A 23,141-nucleotide genomic window follows, 5' to 3' on the forward strand; every position below is an offset into this window, starting at 1 on the left:
CATGTCTGCGCCCGATTCATGTCTGCGCCCGATTCATGCCAGCACCGCCACTCTGTCGGCACCGACGGACGCAACGGACGGGACCTCGAACCACTCGACGCGTCCGCGCTCGGAACGTAGGTCGAATCGAGTGGAACGAGTGCGCATCGCCTTCCCCTGCGCGCGTACTTCCAGCCGGAGACCACGAAGCCGCCCACGGCCTGCACCGTCTCCGGTTCCGACACCGTCGACGCCGGCCACGGACGCATCGAGCCTCAGGTCCACCCCGTCCCAGTGCCCGTCCGTCACCAGAAGCGAAGCACCCTTGCTTCGAGCGCGTGCAACGACGGCACGTGCTCGCGACGGCGGCACCGACCTACCACCGAGACCGAGCACGACCAGGTCCACTCCGTCGAGCAGGATCGCGGCCACTTCCACCGGGTCCTCTCCCGGATCGGGAACCATGGCCAGTCTGTGCAACTGCGCTCCCATCTCGGACGCTGCGAGCAACCCGAAGCGCGGTTGACCGACCACTGCCACGTGACCGCCTGCAGCCGTGACCGACGCGACCATGCCGAGCATCAGAGAACCCGCGCCGGACACTGCGGTCACCGACCCTCGAACCAGGCCTCCGTGAGGGAGGACAGCCGCAAGCGCCTCCGGGACACTCAACACCTCTTTTGCAGGTGCGCGTGTGCTTTTCTGCTGTTCGAGGCGGTTGTCGGGCGCCGATGGCTCGGCCGACACAGGGGCACTCGACCGTGAAACCGAGGGACGGGCGACCGAGCGTGTTTCGCCCTTGGACGGCACAGCGGCCATGCGGCGCCGAAGATGTTCCACCCTCTCCGGCAACGACATGCTCTCCAGCGCAACACTGCCGTCATGAACAACACTGCCGTCATGAACAACACCGCCGTCATGAGCAACACTGTTGTCGCGGGAGATATCGTGCCGAGAGTCGGCGGAAACAGACATGCTTACCTCCCCATGGGTGATGGAATCGTGGAACTCGGCCCGCTTCCGAAGACGATGGGGAAGTCCCGTCTTCGAACAGACTTTCGAACACCCTCAAGTTAAGCCGTTCCGGCGACCTCCGTCAAGGCAGCGCCGAACCGGCTGGTGACGGCCGGGGCGGCGCGTCACGCCGGACGTCGCGGGCAGCGATGCTCGCTGTCAACTAACCTGTGGGCGTGACCGAGCAGCAACGCACCGCACGGGTCGTCGGACCCGATTATCTCCTCGCCGGCAGATACCGCCTCGCCTACAAGCTCGGCGGTGGCGGAATGGGTGCCGTGTGGCTTGCGCAGGACACGCTGATGGGAAGAAAAGTTGCCGTCAAACAGGTCACCTCGACGATCGATCTGAGCGAGAAGGCCGCGCGCGAAGTCCGCAATCGCGCCATGCGTGAGGGCCGGATCGCCGCGCGGCTGTCCAGCCCACATGCCATCGCCATGCACGACGTCGCGATCGAGGACGGAGAACCGTGGCTCGTCATGGAGTACATGCCGTCACGGTCGCTGGCGCAGGCACTGAACATCGCCGAGACGCTGCCACCGTACGAGGTAGCGCAGGTGGGCGCCCAAGTTGCCGACGCGCTCACCGAGGCACACGAGGCGGGTATCGTCCACCGCGACATCAAACCGGGCAACATCCTCATCGCTGACCGTGGCCGGACGCTCGGGATCGTCAAGATCAGCGACTTCGGGATCTCGCGTGCGAAAGGTGATGTGGAGGAGTCGGATTCGAGCGTCATCACCGGCACTCCCGCCTACTTCGCTCCCGAGGTCGCACGCGGACAGGATCCGACCGAGGCAAGCGACGTCTTCTCCCTCGGCGCGACGCTGTACACCGCGATCGAGGGCAGACCGCCGTTCGACATCGACGAGGACTCCATCGCACTGCTGCACCGAGTCGCTCGCGGCCAGATCATCTCGCCCAGCAGATCAGGAGATCTCACTCCGGCGTTGCTGCACATGCTCGAGCCGGACCCGTCTCGCAGGCCGACCATGGCACAGGCCAGAGACGAGATCATCCGGAGCGCGGTCAGCAGCAAAGGATCCATTGCGTCGCTTCGCGGTGTTCCACTCACCACATCGGACGGCGTCGTACCGGGGTGGGCACACCGATCCACGCCCGTCGCGGAAACCCGTCGCCCCTCACGCGAATTCGGCAACACCGTCGCGGGGCTTCCCGCAGTGCGCTCGACCGGCCTGTCGGACACCACACCCAAGCCCTACTCCCCGCCCCCGTTCGACGTGCCCAAGAAGAAGAATTCGTTGGACAAGGTGCTCGATGCAGTCGACGACGCCGTGGGAGACAAGGTCGACATCCCACCTGCGGTGATTCTGGGTGTGGGAGTGGCTGTCGTCCTACTGTTTGTCGTGCTGCTGATCGCCCTCCTCTGAATCTCCGTCCAGGAATACGAAGAACTGCGCAAGAACGCTCGGCGAATGACCGAGGCCGGAGAGCTATCGGCTCTCGAACACGGCAATGGCGATCTGCACTCGGTTGGTGCATCCGAGCTTGGCCAGCACTCTCGACACGTAGGTCTTGACGGTGGCGACGCTCATGAAGAGCGTTCCACTGATCTCGGCATTCGACAGTCCCTGCGCCACCGCGATTGCCACTTCACGTTCCCGATCGGTCAGCACCGATGCCACGGTGTAGATCGCCACCAACTCCGCGCCGCCCGCAGCGTCGGAGAACACCGTCAAGGCTGCGAGAACGAGCGCGATACCGACCGGCCGGCGCTGACGCCACCACAGCAAAGCAGTCGCGACGGCTCCGATCGCAATCGCGGTCGCCACACGCAAGTCCGAGAAATCGGCGGCGGTCACCCCGTCGAAGACAACCATTGCTGCGATGAACAGCGAGAACGTCATTGCGCCGAGATCGCCGGTACGCCGACGCGACACGGTCATCCGCGCACCAGCGGTCGCCAGTACTGCGTGCTCTTGCGTTCACGAACAACGATTCCCAACCGGTCCAGCGCCTCACGTAGCTCGGACGCATCCTCGCGAGACTTCTTCTGCAACGCCATTTCTCGGGCGCGCATCACGGCGTCGACCTCGGCGGGAAGCGTCGGCGATCCCGGAATCCAACGCTGATACAGGCTTTCGTACGGATCGCCCTCCACGAAGGAGTAGCCGTGTTCGACGAACGCACGCTCCACCGCGGGTTCCTTCTCCTCGATCGGTGCGCGAACGACCTGACGCGACGCCGCGTCGAGGACGACGAGTTCCTTGCCGTCGACGAACACCGTCGACGCATCGGCCCGAGCGACCGACGTCGTCCTGCCCTCCTCGGTCAGACGCAAGCCCGACGCGGAGACGACGACGCGGAGACTGTCGTGAAATGCGAAGGCGACGAACACAGCTCCCAGTGCGACACCGATCCCGGTGGTCAGATACTGCACCCACCAGTGCGACCACGAAGCAACGAACTCGAACACCCCCTGGAACGGGATCCACTTCTGCGACGCTGCCCACGGCGCCCAGCGTGGGAGAAAGAATCCCACGGCGCCACCGACTGCGGGCGCGACCACCGCCAGAAACACTCGGTCGGCGGCGGGAAGCCACAGCACCGATTCGCTCTCGTCCTTCATGCCTGCGACGCTAATGGCACCGACGGTCGATCCGACAGTCTCCGAAAGTCTATTCGTGCACCCAGCCGTCAATCGATCCGACGCTTGTGTGCCCACCTGGTCAGGGCATTGCGGTTGGATTGCTGAGTCTTCCGCAGCACGTTCGACGCGTGGGTCTCGACGGTCTTGACAGAGATGAACAGATCCTCCGCGATCTCTCGATACGTGTAACCGCGCGCCAACAACCTCAACACTTCGAGTTCGCGCGGTGTCAGCGAATCCAGCTCCGGATCCAGCGGCGGCTCCGGAACGGCCGAATTGCCGGTGAAGGAGTCGAGAACGAACCCGGCGAGTCGAGGCGAGAACACCGCGTCCCCGCCTGCCACCCGCCGCACGCCGTCGGCCAGTTCGGCTCCTGAAATGGTCTTGGTGACGTAGCCGCGTGCGCCGGCTCGGATCACGGCGATGACGTCCTCGGCGGCGTCGGACACCGACAACGCCAGACACACCGGACCGGACGATATCCGTCCCAGTACCGCCACACCACCGCCGTCGGGCATGTGTACGTCCAACAGGACCACGTCGGGCTTGGTCGAGTCGATTCCCGCTACCGCGTCGGCAACCCCGCCTGCCTCGCCGACCACCTCGATATCGCCTTCGCGCGCCAGTTCGGCTCTGACTCCGGAGCGGAACACTGCATGGTCGTCGACGAGAAAGACACGGAAGGTGTCGGTCACCGGGGCTGCTCCTGCGGTAGTGGTTGTTCGGACGTCTGTGACTCGGGGGATGGGATGTTGTCGGCAACGTGAATCTGCCTGTCGGGAGCCCAGTCCTGCCGGGGCATCAGGATGCGCACTTCGGTTCCTCTGCCCACGGTGGAGCGTACCGACACCTGACCACCTCGACGTTCGATTCTGCCGTGGATGGATTTGGCGAGTCCTTGCCGATCCGTCGGCACCAGGTTCTCGTCGAAACCGCTGCCGCGATCGCGCACGAAGACCGTCACCTTGTCCGCCTCGGTCTCGGCGAAGAGGTCGATGTTGGTCTCGCCGGAGTGCTTGGCAGCGTTGACGAGCGCTTCCCGCGTCGCGCCGAGCAGCGCGGTGAAGTGCTCACGAGGAAGACCGGAGTCGGAGTTCTCGGCCGAGAGCTGCACGTCCCCGACGGTGATCGGCCGAACCGTGACGCCGTGCTGATCCTCGACCTCGCCTGCGATGGTCTTCAGTGCCTCGGACAGGGACGAATGATCGGTGTCCCCGCCCTCGAACAGCCACTTCCGCAGCTCTCGCTCCTGCCCACGGGCCAGACGCATCACTTCCTGCGGCTGATCCGACTGCTTCTGGATGAGCGCCAGCGTCTGAAGCACGGAATCGTGCAGATGGGAGGCGATCTCCTCGCGCTCGTCGTTACGAATCCGAGCCGACCGCTCGGCGTTCAAGGTGCGCCACAGACGCAACCAGACCGGGACCGTCAGCAGACCGGCCCCGACCAGCGTCACGATGACCGCGAGCAACGAGGACCTGATCGACGCGATGTCCACCCTGGCCAGCACGACGACGCAGAGTCCGAGGATGATCAACGTCGCGCCGCCGACGACGCGAGCCCAGCTGAGGACGGTCGGCTTCTTCGGCATCCCGAGCAGAGACCGCGGACCTTCGGAATCGAACTCCCGCCAGACGAGCGCCGCACCGACGATCACCACGACGATGGGAACGAGCACGGACGCCGCAGTGCCGTTCAGCAACCATGCCAGACCGGCGGCGAGCCCGAGACCGAGCGCCGCGAGACCCAGTGCTCGCTGGCGCTCGGCCGAACTCGGCCGTTCCATGTCATCGCCTGCCGGGGTGAACACCCACAGCAACCCATAGGCGAAGATTCCGGCGCCCGCCATGACTGCGAGCAACGCAAAAGCGACTCGGACCTTGAAGACGTCGACGCCCAGATGATCGGAGAGTCCACCTGCGACGCCGCCCACGATCCGCCCGCCGCCGCGCCGGTAGTACTTCACCGGCTCGGCGCCCGGGGACGAGGACGCAGTATCGACAGGGAGCACGTCATCGATCCTGGCACGAATCGAGCCGCACCCGCATCAGGGAGTCCCCTGATTTCCGCATCGGACCGATGTCAGGACGGAATCGCGCGCCACTCCTCGGTTCTGTCGGTGGTCGCCTCGGCAAGAGCCTTCTTCGTGGCGTCGGCGTCGTAGTCCTTGCCGTACACCGGCGTGCCAGGCTGCTGACGCCACGATTCTTCGAGCGTCCCGGCGTCCACCGGCTCGAATCCCAGAGCGTCGACGATGTCGAAGACGAGCTTCTTGCCCGGCCCGTCGGCACCCGCGACGGGAAGCGCAATTCTCGTCCGGGTCGATGCAACGTCGGTTCCAGCGGAAACGCCCTTCTCGAGCAGATGCTTCCACCAGATCCCGTTGAACACCTTGAACACATCCGACGATCGGTCACCGAAATGCTCGGCAACCCAGACGCTTTCGGGCTTGCCGTTCTCGATGTCGGCGATCAGGCCGTCGCGCTGCTGCGGGTAGTAGTTGTTGGTCTCGATGATCGGCGCGCCCGGCTTGGCCGCATCGAGGATGTCCGACGCCAGATCCGGGGTGTTCTTCTGCGGGATGCTCACGATGACGAGATCGGCGTCGGTGGCTGCGTCCTTGCTCCAGACTGCCTGGGCGCCGGTGTCGGCAGCCAACTCGGCCAACGTCTCCGGTGCACGCGAATTCGACACGCGTACCTCGTGTCCGAGTTCGGCCAGCTTGCGGGTCAGAGTGCCGCCGATGAGCCCGGCCCCGATGATTCCGATCTTCACGCGTTTCTCCTTCGTGATTCGAATGGTCGTTCTCGAAGTAGCAAGCCATGGGGTCCCGAGAACATTCCTGCAACTCGCGTGTGGAGGTAGGGAAAACATCAGGGCGATCCCCGATGGTCTCCGTGCACCCGACGGGCCACGATGGTTTCATGAGCAACTTGGCCGTCTCCGAACAGCTACAGCAGATGTGGCGTACGCGCCCGTATCGGTTGCCACAGCGTGGCCATGTCGCGGGTGTCGCCGCCGGCATCGGCTACCGCTACGGCGTCGATCCCGTCCTCGTTCGTGTCGCGCTCGTCGTCGGCACCATCTTCGGCGGAGCAGGGATTGTCCTGTACCTCGCCGCCTGGCTGCTCTTCAGCAAGGCAGGAGATGCAGCCTCTCCCGCCGAGTCGCTGATGGGCAGAGGCACCAGCTCGGAGTCCAACACCAAGATCGTCGTCCTGATCGTGGCGCTGATCATCGCGGTCTCCACCCTGGGTCCCGTCGGTGTCGGATTGGGCGGATCCGGCGCCATCAGCATGGTTGCGCTGCTCGCCGGACTGTGGCTACTGCACCAGAGGCAGCCGCAACCACCCGAGTTCCTGCCCGGCGGTGCACAGGTCTACGCGCAACAGGATTTCCCGATCTCGTTCAACACGCCGTACACCCCGGCGCCGTGGGCAGGTGCCAACTACCGCCCGCCCAACTATCGACCCGCGGGCTACACACCACCCGCGTACTCGCCGTACACGACACTGCCCACGACTTACATTCCGTCCACACCCCCACCCACCGACCGGTCGACGGGTTCCGAGGTGAACCTGAACAAATCCGAGTCCGCCGCAGCGGTGCCGGCCCAGCCGACGACGGACACGACCACCGGCCCGACACCACCGTCGTGGGATCCGTTGGGCGTCGCCCCCTTCGCCTGGGACCTACCCGAACCGACGACTGTTCACCGTCCGGCGTCGACCACTCCGAAGAAGCGGCGCTCACGGTGGACGTCGAGTTTCATCGGGTTGGCCCTGCTCGCCGCAGCCGTCACCGGCGGCATCGCGGCGGCAACGGGGTCGGAGTGGCTCTCCCCCGCACGCATCGGGGCCGTAGCTCTCGGTGTCCTCGCCGTCGGACTGATCCTCGGCGCATTCCTACGCAAGGGGTACGGCCTGCTGGTCGTCGCATTCCCTGTACTCGGTTTCGTGATCCTCGCATCCATCGTGGGACCGGTGAACTTCGACGACGCAACCAGCGGGTCGGTCGATGCACGGCCGACGACGGTCGCGCAACTCCAACCGTCGTACAGCATCGCCGGCGGTGACCTCCAACTCGACTTGCGCGGCCTCGCCCTCACCGACAACCGAACTGTCGCAATCGATGTCACCGGAGGAAACGCGACCATCTGGGTACCGTCGACGATGACCATCGACCCGACCTGCGTGGCAGTCATGGGATCGGCTGCCTGCGGATCCGGTGGCCTGCAGCGCGGCACCGACGCGGCCGAGGACGCCCCTTTTCTCACCATCGACGGAGACGTCCGTCTCGGAAACTTGGAGATCATCCATGAATAGCAGCGAGTACGGAGACAGTGACACCGACACGGCCGAAGAACGAAACGCGCGCACCCGACCCTCGGCGTTGCTGTTTCTCTCCGGACTCGTGGCCCTGCTGGTCAGCGTCAGCGCTCTGATAGGGCCGTCGGCCCTCGAGTCCCTCGGCAACGTTCAGTTCCGCTGGGTGTTCGTCGTCGCGGCGATCGTCGTCGGACTGGCTCTTCTCCTCGCCCCAGGCCGGGGCGGGAAGAAGAACTAGAGAATTCTCACTCCCACTCGATGGTGCCCGGCGGCTTGCTCGTCACGTCGAGAACGACTCGGTTGACCTCCGGAACCTCGTTGGTCACCCGGGTCGAAATGGTTTCCAACACCTCGTACGGCAACCTCGTCCAGTCCGCCGTCATCGCATCCTCGCTCGATACCGGGCGCAAGACGATGGGATGGCCGTACGTCCGGCCGTCACCCTGAACGCCGACGCTGCGCACATCCGCGAGCAGGACCACGGGGCACTGCCAGATCTGCTGATCCAAGCCCGCCGCGGTCAGTTCCTCACGGACGATCGAATCGGCCTGACGCAACGTGGCCAATCGGTCTCGCGTGATCTCGCCGACGATGCGAATGGCCAGACCGGGCCCGGGGAAGGGCTGGCGGCCGACGATTTCCTCGGGGAGACCCAACTCGCGGCCCACTGCCCGGACCTCGTCCTTGAACAGGGTACGGAGAGGCTCGACGAGGTCGAACTGCAAATCGTCCGGCAGACCGCCGACGTTGTGGTGGCTCTTGATGTTGGCGGTACCGGATCCCCCGCCGGACTCGACCACGTCCGGGTACAGCGTGCCCTGCACCAGGAACTGAACCTCCGCACCCTGAGCAGCGTTGTCACCCAACACCTCAGCGACAGCACCCTCGAAGCTACGAATGAACTCGCGGCCGATGATCTTGCGCTTCTCCTCGGGGTCGGAGACGCCGTCGAGGGCACCGAGGAACGTGTCGACCGCATCGACGGTGACCAGCTTGGCGCCGGTCGACGCGACGAAGTCCTGCTGGACCTGCTCACGCTCGCCCTCTCGCAGCAGACCGTGGTCGACGAACACACACGTCAGACGGTCACCGATCGCACGCTGCACCAAGGTTGCCGCAACCGCGGAATCCACACCCCCGGACAGTCCGCAGATGGCGTGACCGTCCGGCCCGACCTGCTCCTGGATCTGCTCGATCAACGCGTCAGCGATGTTGGCCGCCGTCCACTCCGCCTTGATGCCGGCTGTCTCGTGCAGGAACCGACCGAGGACCTGCTGACCGTGAGGCGAATGCAGAACCTCGGGGTGGTACTGGACGCCGGCGAGCCTGCGCTCGGCGTTCTCGAACGCAGCCACGGGAGCACCAGCGCTCGTCGCCGTAACCGTGAACCCTTCCGGAGCCTCCGTCACGGCATCACCGTGACTCATCCACACCGGCTGCGTCGCAGGAAGACCGTCGTGCAGCACACCGCCGTCGACGGACAGCTGCGTACGGCCGTACTCACGCGTTCCCGTGTGTGCAACGGTCCCGCCGAGGGCCTGCGCCATCGCCTGGAACCCGTAGCAGATACCGAAGACCGGAAGGTCGAGATCGAACACCTTCGCGTCGAGAGCAGGTGCGCCCTCGGCGTACACACTCGACGGCCCCCCGGACAGAACGAGTGCAACCGGGTTCTTGGCGGCGATCTCCTCGACGGTCGCGGTATGCGAGATCACCTCGGAATACACGTTCGCCTCACGCACACGACGCGCGATGAGCTGGGCGTACTGGGCACCGAAGTCGACTACGAGAACGGGCCGAGGCAAGGCGGGATCAGGCTGCTGCGATGCGGTCACCGGGTCAGTCTAGTGGCGCGCGACAGGCCGGTTCCACGCAGCATCTTCTTACGCGGCACCCGTGGTGGCGGGCTTCGGAGAGCGGATCTCGACGATGGGCAGACGCAACGCTGCGGGCGCCGACACCGGAACCACAGGAGCATTGGGAGCGATCGGCTCGATCCGCTCGTAGGCGAGACCCTGACGCGGCCGCAGATCCTGCTCACCCTTGTTGGGCCACAGCGCCGCTGCACGCTCTGCCTGAGCACTGATGGTCAGCGACGGGTTCACGCCGAGGTTGGCCGACACGGACGACCCGTCGACGACGAACATCGTCGGGTACCCGTGGACGCGGTGATACGGGTCGATGACGCCGTGCTCGGCGTCGGATGCGATGGCGCAGCCACCGAGGAAGTGAGCGGTCAACGGGATGTTGAACAGCTCACCCCACGTTCCACCTGCGACCCCCCCGATCTTCTTCGCGATACGCCGGGTCGCGTCGTTGCCCTCGGGGATCCACGTCGGGTTCGGTTCGCCGTGTCCCTGCTTGCTGGACACCTTGCGACCGAACAGCCCACGCTTGGTGAAGGTGGTGATCGAGTTGTCGAGGTTCTGCATCACGAGCGCGATGATGGTGCGCTCGCTCCAGTTCTTGGTGTTCACCACACGCAGGAAGTCGAGCGGATGAGCCAGCAGCGCGAAGACGAACTTGAGCCATCGAGGAATGCGCCCACCCCCGTCGGTCATCAGCGTCTGCAACAGGCCCATCGCGTTGGAACCCTTGCCGTAGCGGCACGGTTCGATGTGGGTGTTCGACGACGGGTGGAACGAGGACGTGATCGCCACTCCCCTGGTCAGATCCATTTCCGGGTCGACCTTCAACTTGGCGGCACCGACGATGGATTCGGAGTTGGTACGCGTCAATTCACCGAGCTTGTCCGACAGACGCGGCAATGCGCCGGTGTCCTTCATCTTGTGCAGCAGATTCTGCGTACCCCACGTGCCTGCGGCCAGAACGACGTGCGACGCGGTGTAGGTCTTGGGGTGCTTGCGAACCCACGCGCCGGTTCGCTCGGTGGCGACGTCCCACGTGCCGTCGGGCAGAGCACGAAGATTTGTCACCGTCGTCATCGGGACGATCTCGGCTCCGGCGCGCTCGGCAAGGGCGAGGTAGTTCTTCAGCAGTGTGTTCTTGGCGCCGTGTCGACACCCGGTCATGCACTCACCGCATTCGATGCACCCGGTGCGCTCGGGTCCGACGCCGCCGAAATACGGGTCGCCGACCTTCTTGCCCGGCTCGTCGCCGAAGAACACGCCGACAGGAGTCTGAATGAACGTGTCTCCGACGCCCATGTCCTCGGCGACGGACTTCATGACCTCGTCGGCGGGAGTCATGTGCGGGTTACGAACGACCCCGAGCATGCGCGTCGCCTGGTCGTAGAACGGACCGAGCTCGCTACTCCAGTCGGTGATGTGCGCCCACTGCTTGTCCTTGAAGAACGGCTCCGGCGGCTGGTACAGCGTGTTCGCGTAGTTCAGCGAACCGCCGCCCACGCCTGCACCGGCCAGAATGAGGCAGTCACGCAGCAGGTGGACACGCTGGATGCCGTAGCACCCGAGCTTGGGCGCCCACAGGAACCGCTTCAGGTCCCAGCTCGTCTTGGCGAAATCCTTGTCCTCGTAGCGCCGTCCGGCCTCAAGGATGCCGACCTTGTAGCCCTTCTCCACCAAGCGCAGCGCCGTGACGCTTCCGCCGAAACCGGACCCGACGATCAGAACGTCGTAATCGGTCGTGCGAGCCTGTGTCCCAGCTGTCCGTGTCTCCACTGTTGACCTCCGCGCCTCGTGCGTTTACTCAGCCAGCTCCGCGCCCCGTGCACCCACTCGATGTGACTGCGAACACACTGTAGATGACAACAGCGGCGAACTGACAACAACCCTGTGACAGTTGACACAAGCCACTGTAGCTGTAACTCCAAGTATCACCAACTGAGGTAAGGCTCACCCCGCGCTGCCCCAGGTGACCGAACGTCACGTTCGCTCGCTCTCGGCCCCCGAACGCGCGGCTTTCAGCCCACGCGCGCACTGCAACCCGCGCACTCGCTGCAACCCGCGCTCCCGGCCCCAGGTGACCGAACGTCACGTTCGCTCCCCACCCGGCACTCGTTGCCCCTGCGAACGACGAAGCGCGCACCCCGATTCGGGGTGCGCGCTGTCGAACGTGGGACAGGGAGGGTCAGGCGCGGACGTTCAGGCCGACTTTCTGGAATTCCTTGAGATCCGAGTAACCCGACTTCGCCATGGACCTCCGCAGACCTCCGACGAGGTTGATCGAACCGTAGGGCTCGCTCGACGGCCCGTGCAGAACCTGGTCGAGGCTCGGGCGCTCACCGGCTGCGACGGGCAGGAGCGCGCCGCGCGGCATCGACGGGTGCGCCGCCGCGGAGGGCCAGTACCAACCGCCACCGGGCGCCTCGGCTGCCGCCGCGAGAGGAGCACCGAGCACGGCGGCGTCCGCACCGCACGCGATTGCCTTGGCCAGGCCGCCGGACGTGGTGATGTCGCCGTCGGCGATGACGTGAACATAGCGGCCGCCGGTCTCGTCGAGGTAGTCCCGACGAGCTGCCGCGGCGTCCGCGATGGCCGTTGCCATGGGTACACCGATGCCGAGAACTTCACCGGTGGTGGTGCCTCCCTCGACCGACCCGTAGCCGACGATGACTCCGGCAGCGCCGGTGCGCATCAGATGCAACGCGGTGCGGTGATCGCTGACGCCACCGGCGATGACCGGTACGTCGAGCTCGGCGATGAACGTCTTGAGGTTCAGCGGCTCCTCGTCACCGTGCGCCACGTGCTCCGCGGAGATGATGGTGCCCTGGATGACAAGCAGATCGATACCGGCTGCGACCAGCGCGGGCGTCAGGTTCTTCGCACTCTGCGGGCTGACGCGGACCGCGACGGTGACGCCGGCCGCGCGGACCTGCGCGACAGCGGCTGCGAGGAGATCCGGTTGCAGCGGTGCTGCGTGCAGCTTCTGCAGGAAGGCGACGGGAGCGTCGGCGTCGAAGTCGTTCTCGGCGATCGCGACCAGCTCGTCGAGCTTGGCCTGGACGTCCGTGTGGCGAGCCCACAACCCCTCGCCGTTGATGACCCCGAGGCCACCCTGCTTGCCGAGCTCGATCGCGAATTCCGGCGACACCAAAGCGTCGGTCGGATGAGCCAGGACCGGAATGTCGAATCGGTAGGCGTCGAGCTGCCAGGCCGTGGACACCTCCTTCGACGACCGAGTACGGCGCGAGGGCACGATGTCGATGTCGTCGAGCTGGTAGGTGCGACGGGCTTCTCTGCCCATGCCGATTTCAACGAGGTCGCGCACGCGCGCCCCTTTCCCTAGGAGTTCGTCTTGAGTTCAGGCCGATGCGAGCGAAGTCAGCGCACGGTGTAGTTGGGCGCTTCCGCGGTCATCGTGATGTCGTGCGGGTGGCTTTCCTTCAGTCCGGCAGCGGTGATCTGCACGAACTGCGCCTCCTGCAGTTCCTCGATGGAGTTGGACCCGGTGTAACCCATCGCGGCACGGAGACCACCGGTCAGCTGATGGATGACCTGAGACAACGGTCCGCGGTACGGGACCCGGCCTTCGATGCCTTCGGGGACGAGCTTGTCCTCGGCGAGGACGTCGTCCTGGAAGTAGCGGTCCTTGGAGAACGACTTGGCCGCTCCGCGTCCCTGCATCGCCCCGAGCGAACCCATGCCGCGGTAGCTCTTGAACTGCTTGCCACCGACGAGAATCAACTCGCCCGGCGACTCGGCCGTACCGGCCAGCAACGAGCCGAGCATGGCCGTCGACGCGCCCGCAGCCAACGCCTTGGCGATGTCGCCGGAGAACTGGAGACCACCGTCGGCGATGACCGGAACACCGTGCGCCTTGCACGCGGCGACCGCCTCGAGGATCGCGGTGATCTGCGGGGCGCCGACGCCTGCGACGACGCGGGTGGTGCAGATCGAGCCTGGACCGACGCCGACCTTGACCGCGTCCGCGCCTGCCTCGACGAGTGCCAATGCGCCCGCGCGGGTCGCGATGTTGCCGCCGACGACCTGGACGCGTTCTCCTACTTCGGCTTTCAGCTTGCTGACCATCTCGAGCACCGACGAGTTGTGTCCGTGCGCGGTGTCGACGATGAGCACGTCGACACCGGCGTCGGTGAGCGCCATGGAACGCGACCACGCGTCCTGCCCGACGCCTACTGCTGCTCCGACCAGCAGGCGGCCGTCCCTGTCCTTGGTGGCGAGGGGGTGCTGCTCCGTCTTGACGAAGTCCTTGACCGTGATCAGACCGGTGAGAGCGCCCTGTCCGTCGACGATGGGGAGTTTCTCGATCTTGTGCCGACGGAGGAGACCCAGGGCCGCCTCGGCGGTGACGCCTTCGCGGGCGGTGATGAGCGGTGCCTTGGTCATGACGTCGGCGACGCGGCGGTTCTGGTCGACCTCGAACCGCATGTCACGGTTGGTGATGATGCCGACGAGGGCACCCGTCTCGTCCGTCACCGGTAGACCCGAGATGCGGAACCGTGCGCACATCGCGTCGACCTCGGCGAGTGTGTCGGTGGGCTTGCAGGTGACCGGGTCGGTGACCATGCCTGCCTCGGACCGCTTGACGGTTTCCACCTGGGACGCCTGATCCTGCAGGGACAGGTTGCGATGCAGGACGCCCATGCCACCCGCACGGGCCATGGCGATGGCCATGCGCGCCTCGGTGACGGTGTCCATCGCGGAACTGACCAGTGGGACGCGCAGACGGATCTCGCGGGTGAGTTGACTGGAGGTGTCCACGGCGCTGGGAATCAGGTCCGACGCAGCGGGCAACAGCAGAACATCGTCGAAGGTCAAACCGAGCATGGCGACCTTGTTGGGGTCGTCGCCACCGGTACGGACGTGGGCTCCGGAACTACTCATGCGGATCTGGCCCTCCCTAGAGCCTGTGTGCCCTTCTCGCAGCGCGCGGGCGGTGCACCGGAGAAGACGGCGTGTTCGAAAGCGGATGGAGACAGTGCGGACGAAAAGACATGGAGACAGTGCGGACGAAATGACATCGACGCGTACGCTCGCTCAGCGCCTGCACACATGGTATCGGCTCCGCCGTTCGCTCGTGAACGCGCACCGGACGGCGCCGTTCGAGCAGGTCGACCACACCCCGGCAGCGGCCGAGCGGCCGCCCGGTGGACCTCGTCGTGCGTCGACACGAAGCGTGAACGGCTGGCGCAGACCCACCAGTCCTGCGTACCGTGGAGGCGTGCGCGATCAACTGCCTCCAGGTTTACCGCCGGATCCCTTCGCCGGTGACCCCGCCGACCCCTCGGCCGCCCTCGATGCAATCGAGCCCGGCCAGCCTCTGGACCCCCAGGAGCGGCTCGCCGTCGAGGAAGACCTCGCCGATCTCGCGGTGTACGAGGCACTCCTCGGACACCGCGGTATTCGCGGACTCGTGGTCTGCTGCGAGGACTGCCAGCAGGATCACTACCACGACTGGGACATGCTGCGAGCCAACCTTCTCCAACTCCTGGTCGACGGCACTGTTCGTCCCCACGAGCCTGCGTACGACCCTGTTCCCGATGCGTACGTCACATGGGACTACTGCCGCGGATACGCGGACGCGTCCATGAACGACGCTCTACACGGCGACGGTTTCGAGAACTAGTCACCCGAACATACGACTGATGCCCTACACGATTTTCGTGTAGGGCATCAGTCGTATGCGGTGCAGGGCCGGAGGGCGATCAGCCTCCGTTGGTGTCCAGCGTGTCGATCCGGGGAGCAGATGTACCGTCACTCGAACCGCTTGCCGTAGCCGTCGTCTCACCGGTCTGATTCAGAATCGTCGGCCCGGGAGGCGTCGTGGTGACTGCAGGCGGCTCGGTCGTCGGGAGAACCGGATCGCTGGTAGTAGGAACCTGCGACGGATCGACCGTGCCGGAGACCGGCGGCGGCAGCGGATCGGTGGTGACCGGAACCGTGCCCAACTCGGGTGCACTCTCCACCGGCGCCGGCAACGTCGGATCGACCGGTAGCGGTACCAGCGGAGGAATCGTCGGGATGATCGTCTGCAGTTGCTCGATCAACCGCTGCAGCCAGATCTCCAGATCCGTGCGCTGCGCATCGTCGGTGACAGCACCGGCTGCACCCGACGCACCGTCGAGCAGCGCCTGCGCACCTTCGACGTCGCCTGCCGCGATCAGTTGTTCTGCCTGCTCCAGCTTCGACGTCGTGTCGATCTGCGCGACGGTCGAATCTGCTTGCTGCGAGAACACCACGGACTTGACGCTCCACAACGCGTCGCCCGGGGAAGAGTTGTAGGAGAAGACGACCAGGCCGCCCATCACCAGCGCGATCGCGGCCGCGGCGCCCGCTACCGGGCGGAGCAGACGTTGGCGTCCGCGGCTCGACGCCTTCCGGCGTAGCCCCGTCGCGGCAATCTCTTGATCGACGGCTGCCGCCACTTCGTCGAGGTCGGGACCTGCCGGGAGCGCGGGGTGGACGATTTCTGCTCGCCAGTTGGCAAGGAGCAGAGCGAGCTGGTACTCGTCCGCGTCGTCCGTCGCGATCGGTCCGTCACCACGGATCGCCTCGATGAATTCCTCGTCTCGGCGTACCGCTGCGATGTCCACCGGACTCGAACCCACGAGGGTGCTGTCGAGAGAATCCTCGGACGGCGTGACACCGTCCGGGCGGCCGATACGGGGAATGCCATCACGGCCGTTGTTCCTAGCCATACATTTCACCCGCTTTCACAACTTCGTTCTTCAGTTTCGCGATGGCTCGGTGTTGAGCCACGCGGATGGCACCTGCGGTACTACCCACTGCCGCTGCTGTCTCCTCGGCCGACAGTCCGACGACGAGTCGGAGCACCAGAATCTCTCGGTGCTTGGCGGGCAAGGTGTCCAGCAGGGCGGTCATCTGTCTACTCGACTCGGAATCCAGAGCACGCTGCTCCGGTCCGTGTTCCGTGGACACGACATCTGGTACTTCGGCGGCCGGGTCCGATTTGTTACGGGAGGCGCTTCGATGTGCGTCGGCGACCTTGTGGGCGGCAATGCCGTAGACGAATGCCATGAACGGTCGGCCCTGGTCCTGATAACGCGGCAGGGCGGTCATGACTGCCAAGCAGACCTCCTGAGCCACGTCGTCCGCCGAGAGCTGACCACGCTCGGCGGAGCCCACACGTGCGCGGCAATACCGCACCACGAGCGGACGGATGATTTCCAGAACTCGGGAGAGTGCGGCTCGCTCGCCCTGCGCTGCGGCAGCGACGAAGGAGTCCAACTCCTCACCCGTGTTGTTCATCGCTCAAGGATTCCCCGCGTTACAGTGACGCCGCCGCATCTCGACAGCGCTTCCACCCGAAGTGGAACCTAGTAAGGATAGCGACCTACACCCCGCTCTATCGAACCACTCGGTCCGTGACTTCACACTGACGTGAACCGACCACCGCGCCGAGCCAGCTCCATCTCGCACTCCCGCGCGACCGACCGCGCGGGAGCTCCTCCCCCGACGCCGCTCCACAACATCGCTGCCGCCCAGCGCAACGGTAGGAGTCCGTGCACCTCGCAGGCATCGAGCACACGCTGCGCGCCGTCACCACTTCGTGACAGATCTCCCACGGAGCTGTAGGCGGCCGCCAACACGAGGTCGGTCTTGACGGTGTGGCGTAACGAATCGATCTCGTCGGCACGCCCGCGCGCGTCGAGCGCGTATCGGACCGCGTCGGGCCCTCTTCCCGAGAACATTGCGAGTTCCGCGCGGACCCACCCGAGCCTCAGGTGTTGACGCCACAGCACGTCCTTGCGCCCATCTCGCGCCATCATGTGCTCGCATCGAGCCAGCAGCGCGTCCGCGGTGCCGAATCTGCCTACGCCGAGGGCGTCCGCGGCGAGGCCGACGAGAGCATCCGCTCGCGCCCGAACGACAGCGGGATCATCGCCGGTCTCACCCGACGGAGATCTGCGCTCGTCGAGCCCGACCGCGGCGATCGCCGTCCCGTCCACCCGCGCTGCTGCACCGTGCGCTCCCATCTGTCGTATCCAGGATGCGCGAGTCGAGTGCATCTGCGACCGCAGAGAAGGAGGAACAGGGCCGGACATCACGGCCGCATCGAGCTCGGCCGACGCGGCGAGGTACCTACCCTGTCCACCGAGCGCGACGGCGCGGTTCCATCGCCCGCGGACGGTCGATGCCGCGGGCAACGGCCACATACCGGGTTCGGTGCCCCAGGCAGCGCGGTGAAGCCGATCGTCCATGGTGTCGACGCTACGACCGGTAGTGGAGACTGCGAGCGCCAGGCTCGGCCTTTCGTCGGTTCTCCGTCGAACGGATGGTTACTCGGGGCCGACCCGTGCCCTTCGCCGACTATCTTCGAAATAGCCGAGACACATTCTCGTTTGTTTCACGGAATTAACATGCGCTCTGAGGGTGCAATTGATGAGCAATTTCTGACGAGAATGTAGCCGCGAGGTTAATCGCGGGATTCGGAGCGCGCGGACGGCGGTTGCTCGCGACATGATCGGGTCGTTCGAATCCAGCAGAGGAATCCCGGGATCCTCCTGTCGATACGACCACGGACCTGCTGGCCGGCGTCCTGCACTTGCGTCCGACACCGAATCCGTTCGCTTGCCGTTCATCCCGCGATCGAGGTCTTTGCAACGAATCGACCCATGCAATTGTGTCGAAGTAAATGTCGCCCGCGTTAACTTCTCGAGATACGAGTATGCACCTCGCCACGACGGTGGCCTATTGACTCGATTTCATTGCCCCGAATAACGTTGGCGTTGTTCACGACATCCGCGATTGGAGTATCTCGCGGAACGAGTTCACCACAAGTTCGGCGCCGCCGCCGGACGAAACCACGAATTCGCATTTCTTCTGTCTTCCACAGGAGCGTCGCCGCATCCGTTGCGGCGAGCAGACACCCTAGGAGTTCTCATGCCGCAGCCGAATCACCTCCCTGGGCCCAATGCAGATATCTGGGATTGGCAGATGCACGGTTTGTGCCGTGGCGTCGACTCGTCGATGTTCTTCCATCCGGACGGCGAACGCGGCCGAGCACGTGCTCAGCGTGAGATGCGTGCCAAGGAGATGTGCCGAACCTGCCCGGTTCTCGCACAGTGCAGGTCCCACGCGCTCAGCGTCTCGGAACCCTATGGAATCTGGGGCGGAATGTCCGAGACCGAGCGGGAGATGTACGCACGCCACAACCGTCGTCGAATCGCGGTTTAGCAGGACCGACACGAGAAGCGGGGCCTTTCCTTGGAAGGAAAGGCCCCGCTTCTCGTCCTGCGAGTTACCGAAATCAGTGACTGTGGCCGTGTCCGGCCGCAGGCTCCTCCTCGTCGGCAGGCTTCTCGACGACGGCGCTCTCCGTCGTGAGAATCATCCGCGCAACGGACGCCGCGTTGACGACCGCAGAACGCGTCACCTTGACCGGATCCACGACACCGTCGGCGAGCAGGTCGCCGTAGGTCAGAGTCGCGGCGTTGAAGCCGTGGCCCTTGTCGAGTGCCGCGACCTTGCTGACCACGACGGATCCGTCGATGCCCGCGTTGGTGGCGATCCAGAACAGCGGCGCGTTCAGTGCAGTACGTACGACTGCGACACCGGTTGCTTCGTCGCCCGTCAGGCCCAGGTTGTCCTCGAGCGACAATGCGGCCTGTGTCAGTGCCGAACCGCCTCCGGGGACGATGCCCTCTTCGACAGCAGCCTTGGCTGCGTTCACGGCATCGTCGACGCGGAACTTGCGTTCCTTGAGCTCGGTCTCGGTTGCCGCTCCGACCTTGATGACAGCAACTCCGCCGGACAGCTTCGCCAGACGCTCTTCGAGCTTCTCGCGGTCCCACTCGGAATCGGTCGCTTCGATTTCGCGACGCAACTGGGCGACGCGGGTGTCGATGTCCGCCTGCGTGCCTGCGCCGTCGACGATCGTCGTGTCGTCCTTGGTGACGACCACTCGGCGAGCAGATCCGAGCAATTCGAGGCCGGCTTCCTTCAGGCTGAGGCCGACATCGGCGGTGATGACCGTACCTGCCGTCACGACGGCCAGGTCGTCGAGGAACGCCTTGCGGCGGTCACCGAAGAACGGCGCCTTGACTGCCACTGCCTTGATTGTCTTGCGGATCGAGTTCACGACGAGTGTGGACAGAACTTCGCCCTCGGTGTCCTCGGCGATGATCAGCAACGGCTTGCCGCTCTCGGCAACCTTCTCCAGCAGAGGTAGGAAGTCGGGGAGCGACGTGATCTTCTCACGGTGCAGCAGCACGTAGGCGTCCTCCAGCACTGCCTGCTGCGCATCGACGTCGGTGACGAAATACGGCGACAGGTAGCCCTTGTCGAAGCGGACACCTTCGGTGACCGACAGCTCGGTGTCCAGCGTCGAGGACTCCTCGACGGTGACGACGCCGTCGGCGCCGACGCGGGTGAGTGCCTCACCCACGAGCTCGCCGATCTCCGGGTCACGCGAGGACACCGTGGCGACCTGCGCGATGGCTTCCTTGCCCTCGACGGGTGTAGCCGCCGCGAGCAGTGCCTCGGCAACCTTGTCGGCAGCCTTGGCGATACCGGAACCGAGTGCGATCGGGTTGGCGCCTGCCGCGATGTTCTTCAGGCCTCCGCGCACGAGTGCCTGCGCCAACACGGTGGCCGTGGTGGTGCCGTCGCCCGCAACGTCGTTGGTCTTGGTGGCGACACTCTTGACGAGCTGCGCACCCAGGTTCTCGAACGGATCTTCCAGATCGATCTCGCGTGCGATGGAGACGCCGTCGTTGGTGACCGTGGGGCCACCGAATGCCTTGGCGAGCACCACGTGTCGTCCGCGCGGTCCGAGCGTCACCTTGACGGCGTCGGCCAACTTGTCGACGCCACGCTCGAGAGCCCGGCGGGCTTCCTCGTTGAATTGGATTTGCTTTGCCATGTTTCGGTATTACTCCTTCGAGTCAGTGAACTCGATTGAACGCACTCCGCCCCGGGACCGAATCGAAATCGGGTACCGGGGCGGGAAGCGTTTACGGCCTACTTGGCGATGACAGCCAGCACGTCACGTGCCGACAGGATCAGGTACTCCTCGCCGGCGTACTTGATCTCGGTGCCGCCGTACTTGCTGTAGATGACGGTGTCGCCTTCTTTGACGTCGACCGGGATCCGGTTGCCCTTCTCGGTGACACGGCCTTCGCCGACAGCGACGACGGTGCCTTCCTGAGGCTTCTCCTTGGCTGTGTCGGGGATGACCAGACCGGAGGCGGTCGTCGTCTCGGCCTCGTTGGCCTGGACGAGGATCTTGTCCTCGAGCGGCTTGATTTTCACGCTCGCCACGTTGAGCCCTCCATTGTTATGGGGTACGCGTCCGGGGTCGGATCCCCGGACTGCTGTGTTTGTACTGCACGTTCACTGCTCTGCACTTGATCCCGTCGTCGCGGGTTCCGGGACTTCGCGCATCGCTGTCTAGCACTCTATACACGCGAGTGCCAGCACTCAACCCCTATGGGTGCAAGGCCGTCAGCGAGCCGTACGCCTGCAGCGAAACCCCCGTCGACCACGGCACTTACCCGCCCCTGTGAGCGGAAATGCAGGCCGTGGCAAACATTTGTACGCACGTGCGGGGCCCAGCAGCGCACCCGACGCCCAGGCGGTGCCGCGTTTCACATTCGCACGGGAGCTTCTGTAACGTTAAGATAACGAGACTCCGATATGTCCACCGGACGTACGAAGCGAACGCGGGGTACAGCACAGGACCGACAGGGCGGGAGGTGGACGGTGAGAACTGCCATCGGCGTATCCACCGGCACCGAGGTCGTCTGCGCCGCTCTGATCATCGAAGAGGACAACGGTTCCCGCACGGTCGAGTACCGCACCGTATCCGCCGACAGTGAGGTCAACACCGATGTCGGTGACCTCGTCGCGTCGGCCATCGATGTCGTCCTGGCCCTTGCTCCGCCGCCCGACGGCGTCGGGGCTCACGCGGGTGAGCGGGTTCGTCCGGAGGTCATCGCGGTCACCCATCGCACCGAGGACCACGCCGCATCCATCAGGTCGGCGTGCGGACGCTCCACCCACGCCATCGTTCTCGTACCCGAGACTGCCGCCGCGCATGCATTTCTCGACGATGCGGGCTCGATCGCGCGTTACCGGACGGTGACCGTCGTCGATGTCGGCGCCACCGGGACCACCGTGTCGGTCATCGACACAGCTTCCGGTGAGGTCCGCCATGCAGAACGCACGTCGCAATTCGGTGGTGACCTCGCGGATCGGCTGGAGTGGGATCTGCTCGAGCGCGGTGGAAGCGACGACGGCCGGGACGAGTACGAGACCGCGCTGCGCCCGCACGTGGTGAAAGTCGGGCACTTCGCACGCCGAGTCGCGGCGTCGGCGGGTTTCGATGCGGAGGCAGTGGTACTCATCGGCGGAGGGGCCCGCATCCCGTCCATCCGCGCCGTTCTCGGTTCGGTACTGGATCTTCCGGTGATCCTTCCGTCCGATCCGGACACCGTCCTCGCGCAGGGCGCGGCCTTGCTTGCATTGCACGGGGCCCCCGGGCGTTTTCCTACCGTCGCCGACGGCAGAGGTTCGGGCGCGCGCTCGTTCGGCCGCTACGGCAGTGCGCTCGCTGGGGCCTTGCTCGTCGGCGGAATCGTGTTGGCGTACGGCATCCAGACTCTCACCCCCAGCAACGATTCCGGAGTTTCACCCGCGGGTTCGGCCGGAACGACGTCCGAGGACGTCGAGGCCGTGAACGTTCCCGCCGGAGACGACAACCCGATCGGCGCGCCGTCGACCAGCACCCGCGGCTCCTCGGCCGCGCCCAGCACCGGTTTTCCTCGACCGCCTGTCGTCGACTCGACGGAGTACACGTCGGGCAGCACCACCCGACCATCGACGACGCCGTCGTTGCGTCCGGCTCCCGATCTCCCGGTCATTCCGTGGCCGGCCAGCCCACCGGAGCAGCCGACGACCCGGCCCGCGCCGCAGTCTCCTACATCACCGCCCGGCGGCGGAGTGGACTCACCTCCGACCGACGACCCGGGCGAGACGGTGACCACCCCGCCGGTGACGACCCCTCCGGTGACGACCCCGCCGGTGACGTCGCCGGAGCCGCCCACCTCGGCACCGGGCGGGTCCACCGAGCTCAGCCCTCCTCCGTCGACTCCGGGGAGTATCCCGACCACCGACGTCAACGGAACACCGACGACCCCAGGGTTGAGCCCTCCCACGACGGTATGGTCGCCTCCGCCGAGCGCAGGAGCTTCGGACGTGGACACGGTGCAACCGACGCCGTCGAACGCGCCGACCACGTCGTCGACCACACCATCGGAACCGGCAGGCGGAGCGACCACGCCGACTGCGTGACCGAACAGTTCG

21 protein-coding genes are annotated in these 23,141 nt (G+C 65.5%); 6 read left to right on the top strand and 15 right to left on the bottom strand.

The annotated features are described in order from the left end of the window. Positions 1-33: 33 nt before the first annotated feature. The gene (locus CH293_RS01270) at positions 34-837 is read right to left on the bottom strand and encodes a hypothetical protein (protein ID WP_255122660.1); all 804 of its coding nucleotides are present in this window, start codon (positions 835-837) and stop codon (positions 34-36) included. A 332-nt stretch (positions 838-1,169) separates the two neighbouring features. Between CH293_RS01270 and CH293_RS01280 the strand changes: the two genes are divergently transcribed. Continuing rightward, positions 1,170-2,384 (top strand): serine/threonine-protein kinase, encoded by a 1,215-nt coding sequence (locus tag CH293_RS01280; RefSeq protein WP_241483720.1) that lies wholly within the window; start codon positions 1,170-1,172, stop codon positions 2,382-2,384. 63 nt (positions 2,385-2,447) lie between these two features. On the opposite strand, the gene CH293_RS28440 is transcribed toward CH293_RS01280, so the two are convergent. From CH293_RS28440 to CH293_RS01305, 5 genes are all read right to left on the bottom strand, one after another. Beyond that, a complete protein-coding gene (locus CH293_RS28440) occupies positions 2,448-2,900 on the bottom strand; it encodes a helix-turn-helix transcriptional regulator (RefSeq protein ID WP_094719131.1) in 453 nt (150 codons plus the stop codon). Next, on the bottom strand, positions 2,897-3,583 hold the full coding sequence (locus tag CH293_RS01290; protein ID WP_094719132.1) for a hypothetical protein: 687 nt from the start codon (positions 3,581-3,583) through the stop codon (positions 2,897-2,899). Before CH293_RS01290 ends, CH293_RS28440 begins: the two co-directional genes overlap by 4 nt. Positions 3,584-3,651: 68 nt before the next feature. Next, positions 3,652-4,299, bottom strand: a complete 648-nt coding sequence (locus tag CH293_RS01295) for a response regulator transcription factor (RefSeq protein ID WP_019663621.1) — start codon at positions 4,297-4,299, stop codon at positions 3,652-3,654. Then, positions 4,296-5,615: an ATP-binding protein gene (locus CH293_RS01300; RefSeq protein ID WP_037108880.1), complete on the bottom strand. Its 1,320-nt coding sequence runs from the start codon at positions 5,613-5,615 to the stop codon at positions 4,296-4,298. The genes CH293_RS01295 and CH293_RS01300 overlap by 4 nt, the downstream gene beginning before the upstream one ends. Before the next feature lie 71 nt (positions 5,616-5,686). Next, on the bottom strand, positions 5,687-6,478 hold the full coding sequence (locus CH293_RS01305) for an NADPH-dependent F420 reductase (RefSeq protein WP_255122652.1): 792 nt from the start codon (positions 6,476-6,478) through the stop codon (positions 5,687-5,689). Positions 6,479-6,492: 14 nt separating this feature from the next. Between CH293_RS01305 and CH293_RS01310 the strand changes: the two genes are divergently transcribed. After that, positions 6,493-7,929: a PspC domain-containing protein gene (locus CH293_RS01310; RefSeq protein ID WP_094719133.1), complete on the top strand. Its 1,437-nt coding sequence runs from the start codon at positions 6,493-6,495 to the stop codon at positions 7,927-7,929. Then, positions 7,922-8,170 carry a hypothetical protein gene (locus CH293_RS01315; RefSeq protein WP_019663617.1) on the top strand — a complete coding sequence of 83 codons (249 nt, stop codon included), beginning with the start codon at positions 7,922-7,924 and terminating at the stop codon, positions 8,168-8,170. Before CH293_RS01310 ends, CH293_RS01315 begins: the two co-directional genes overlap by 8 nt. 7 nt (positions 8,171-8,177) lie before the next feature. On the opposite strand, the gene guaA is transcribed toward CH293_RS01315, so the two are convergent. From guaA to guaB, 4 genes are all read right to left on the bottom strand, one after another. Beyond that, positions 8,178-9,767, bottom strand: a complete 1,590-nt coding sequence (gene guaA / locus CH293_RS01320) for a glutamine-hydrolyzing GMP synthase (RefSeq protein WP_020111133.1) — start codon at positions 9,765-9,767, stop codon at positions 8,178-8,180. 48 nt (positions 9,768-9,815) lie between these two features. Beyond that, complete coding sequence (locus CH293_RS01325; RefSeq protein ID WP_037108889.1) at positions 9,816-11,573, bottom strand: GMC oxidoreductase; 1,758 nt, start codon at positions 11,571-11,573, stop codon at positions 9,816-9,818. Between the two features lie 409 nt (positions 11,574-11,982). Continuing rightward, positions 11,983-13,122 carry a GuaB3 family IMP dehydrogenase-related protein gene (locus CH293_RS01330; protein ID WP_019663614.1) on the bottom strand — a complete coding sequence of 380 codons (1,140 nt, stop codon included), beginning with the start codon at positions 13,120-13,122 and terminating at the stop codon, positions 11,983-11,985. Positions 13,123-13,175: 53 nt separating this feature from the next. Next, a complete protein-coding gene (gene guaB / locus CH293_RS01335) occupies positions 13,176-14,699 on the bottom strand; it encodes an IMP dehydrogenase (protein WP_170945130.1) in 1,524 nt (507 codons plus the stop codon). Positions 14,700-15,036: 337 nt separating this feature from the next. Here guaB and CH293_RS01340 point away from each other — a divergent pair, with 337 nt between their 5' ends. Then, positions 15,037-15,441 carry a DUF5319 domain-containing protein gene (locus tag CH293_RS01340; RefSeq protein WP_026347520.1) on the top strand — a complete coding sequence of 135 codons (405 nt, stop codon included), beginning with the start codon at positions 15,037-15,039 and terminating at the stop codon, positions 15,439-15,441. Between the two features lie 79 nt (positions 15,442-15,520). On the opposite strand, the gene CH293_RS01345 is transcribed toward CH293_RS01340, so the two are convergent. The 3 genes from CH293_RS01345 to CH293_RS01355 form a co-directional block, all read right to left on the bottom strand. Continuing rightward, positions 15,521-16,513, bottom strand: coding sequence for an anti-sigma-D factor RsdA (locus CH293_RS01345; protein ID WP_037110376.1), 993 nt, complete (start codon positions 16,511-16,513; stop codon positions 15,521-15,523). Continuing rightward, positions 16,506-17,084 carry a sigma-70 family RNA polymerase sigma factor gene (locus CH293_RS01350; RefSeq protein ID WP_019663610.1) on the bottom strand — a complete coding sequence of 193 codons (579 nt, stop codon included), beginning with the start codon at positions 17,082-17,084 and terminating at the stop codon, positions 16,506-16,508. Before CH293_RS01350 ends, CH293_RS01345 begins: the two co-directional genes overlap by 8 nt. Before the next feature lie 122 nt (positions 17,085-17,206). Next, on the bottom strand, positions 17,207-18,037 hold the full coding sequence (locus CH293_RS01355) for a hypothetical protein (RefSeq protein ID WP_094719134.1): 831 nt from the start codon (positions 18,035-18,037) through the stop codon (positions 17,207-17,209). A gap of 682 nt (positions 18,038-18,719) precedes the next feature. Between CH293_RS01355 and CH293_RS01360 the strand changes: the two genes are divergently transcribed. Next, positions 18,720-19,013: a WhiB family transcriptional regulator gene (locus tag CH293_RS01360; RefSeq protein ID WP_026347518.1), complete on the top strand. Its 294-nt coding sequence runs from the start codon at positions 18,720-18,722 to the stop codon at positions 19,011-19,013. Positions 19,014-19,086: 73 nt separating this feature from the next. Here CH293_RS01360 and groL read toward each other — a convergent pair whose 3' ends face one another. Both groL and groES read right to left on the bottom strand, forming a co-directional pair. Next, positions 19,087-20,700, bottom strand: coding sequence for a chaperonin GroEL (gene groL / locus CH293_RS01365; RefSeq protein ID WP_094653295.1), 1,614 nt, complete (start codon positions 20,698-20,700; stop codon positions 19,087-19,089). A 98-nt stretch (positions 20,701-20,798) separates the two neighbouring features. Further along, a complete protein-coding gene (gene groES, locus CH293_RS01370; RefSeq protein ID WP_008718149.1) occupies positions 20,799-21,098 on the bottom strand; it encodes a co-chaperone GroES in 300 nt (99 codons plus the stop codon). Positions 21,099-21,539: 441 nt separating this feature from the next. Between groES and CH293_RS01375 the strand changes: the two genes are divergently transcribed. Next, entirely contained in the window at positions 21,540-23,129 is a 1,590-nt protein-coding gene (locus CH293_RS01375) for an Hsp70 family protein (protein WP_094719135.1), read from the top strand. Positions 23,130-23,141: the final 12 nt, after the last annotated feature.

Origin of the sequence: Rhodococcus sp. 14-2470-1b (assembly GCF_002259415.1) — a bacterium.
Classification (GTDB): Bacteria; Actinomycetota; Actinomycetes; order Mycobacteriales; family Mycobacteriaceae; genus Rhodococcoides.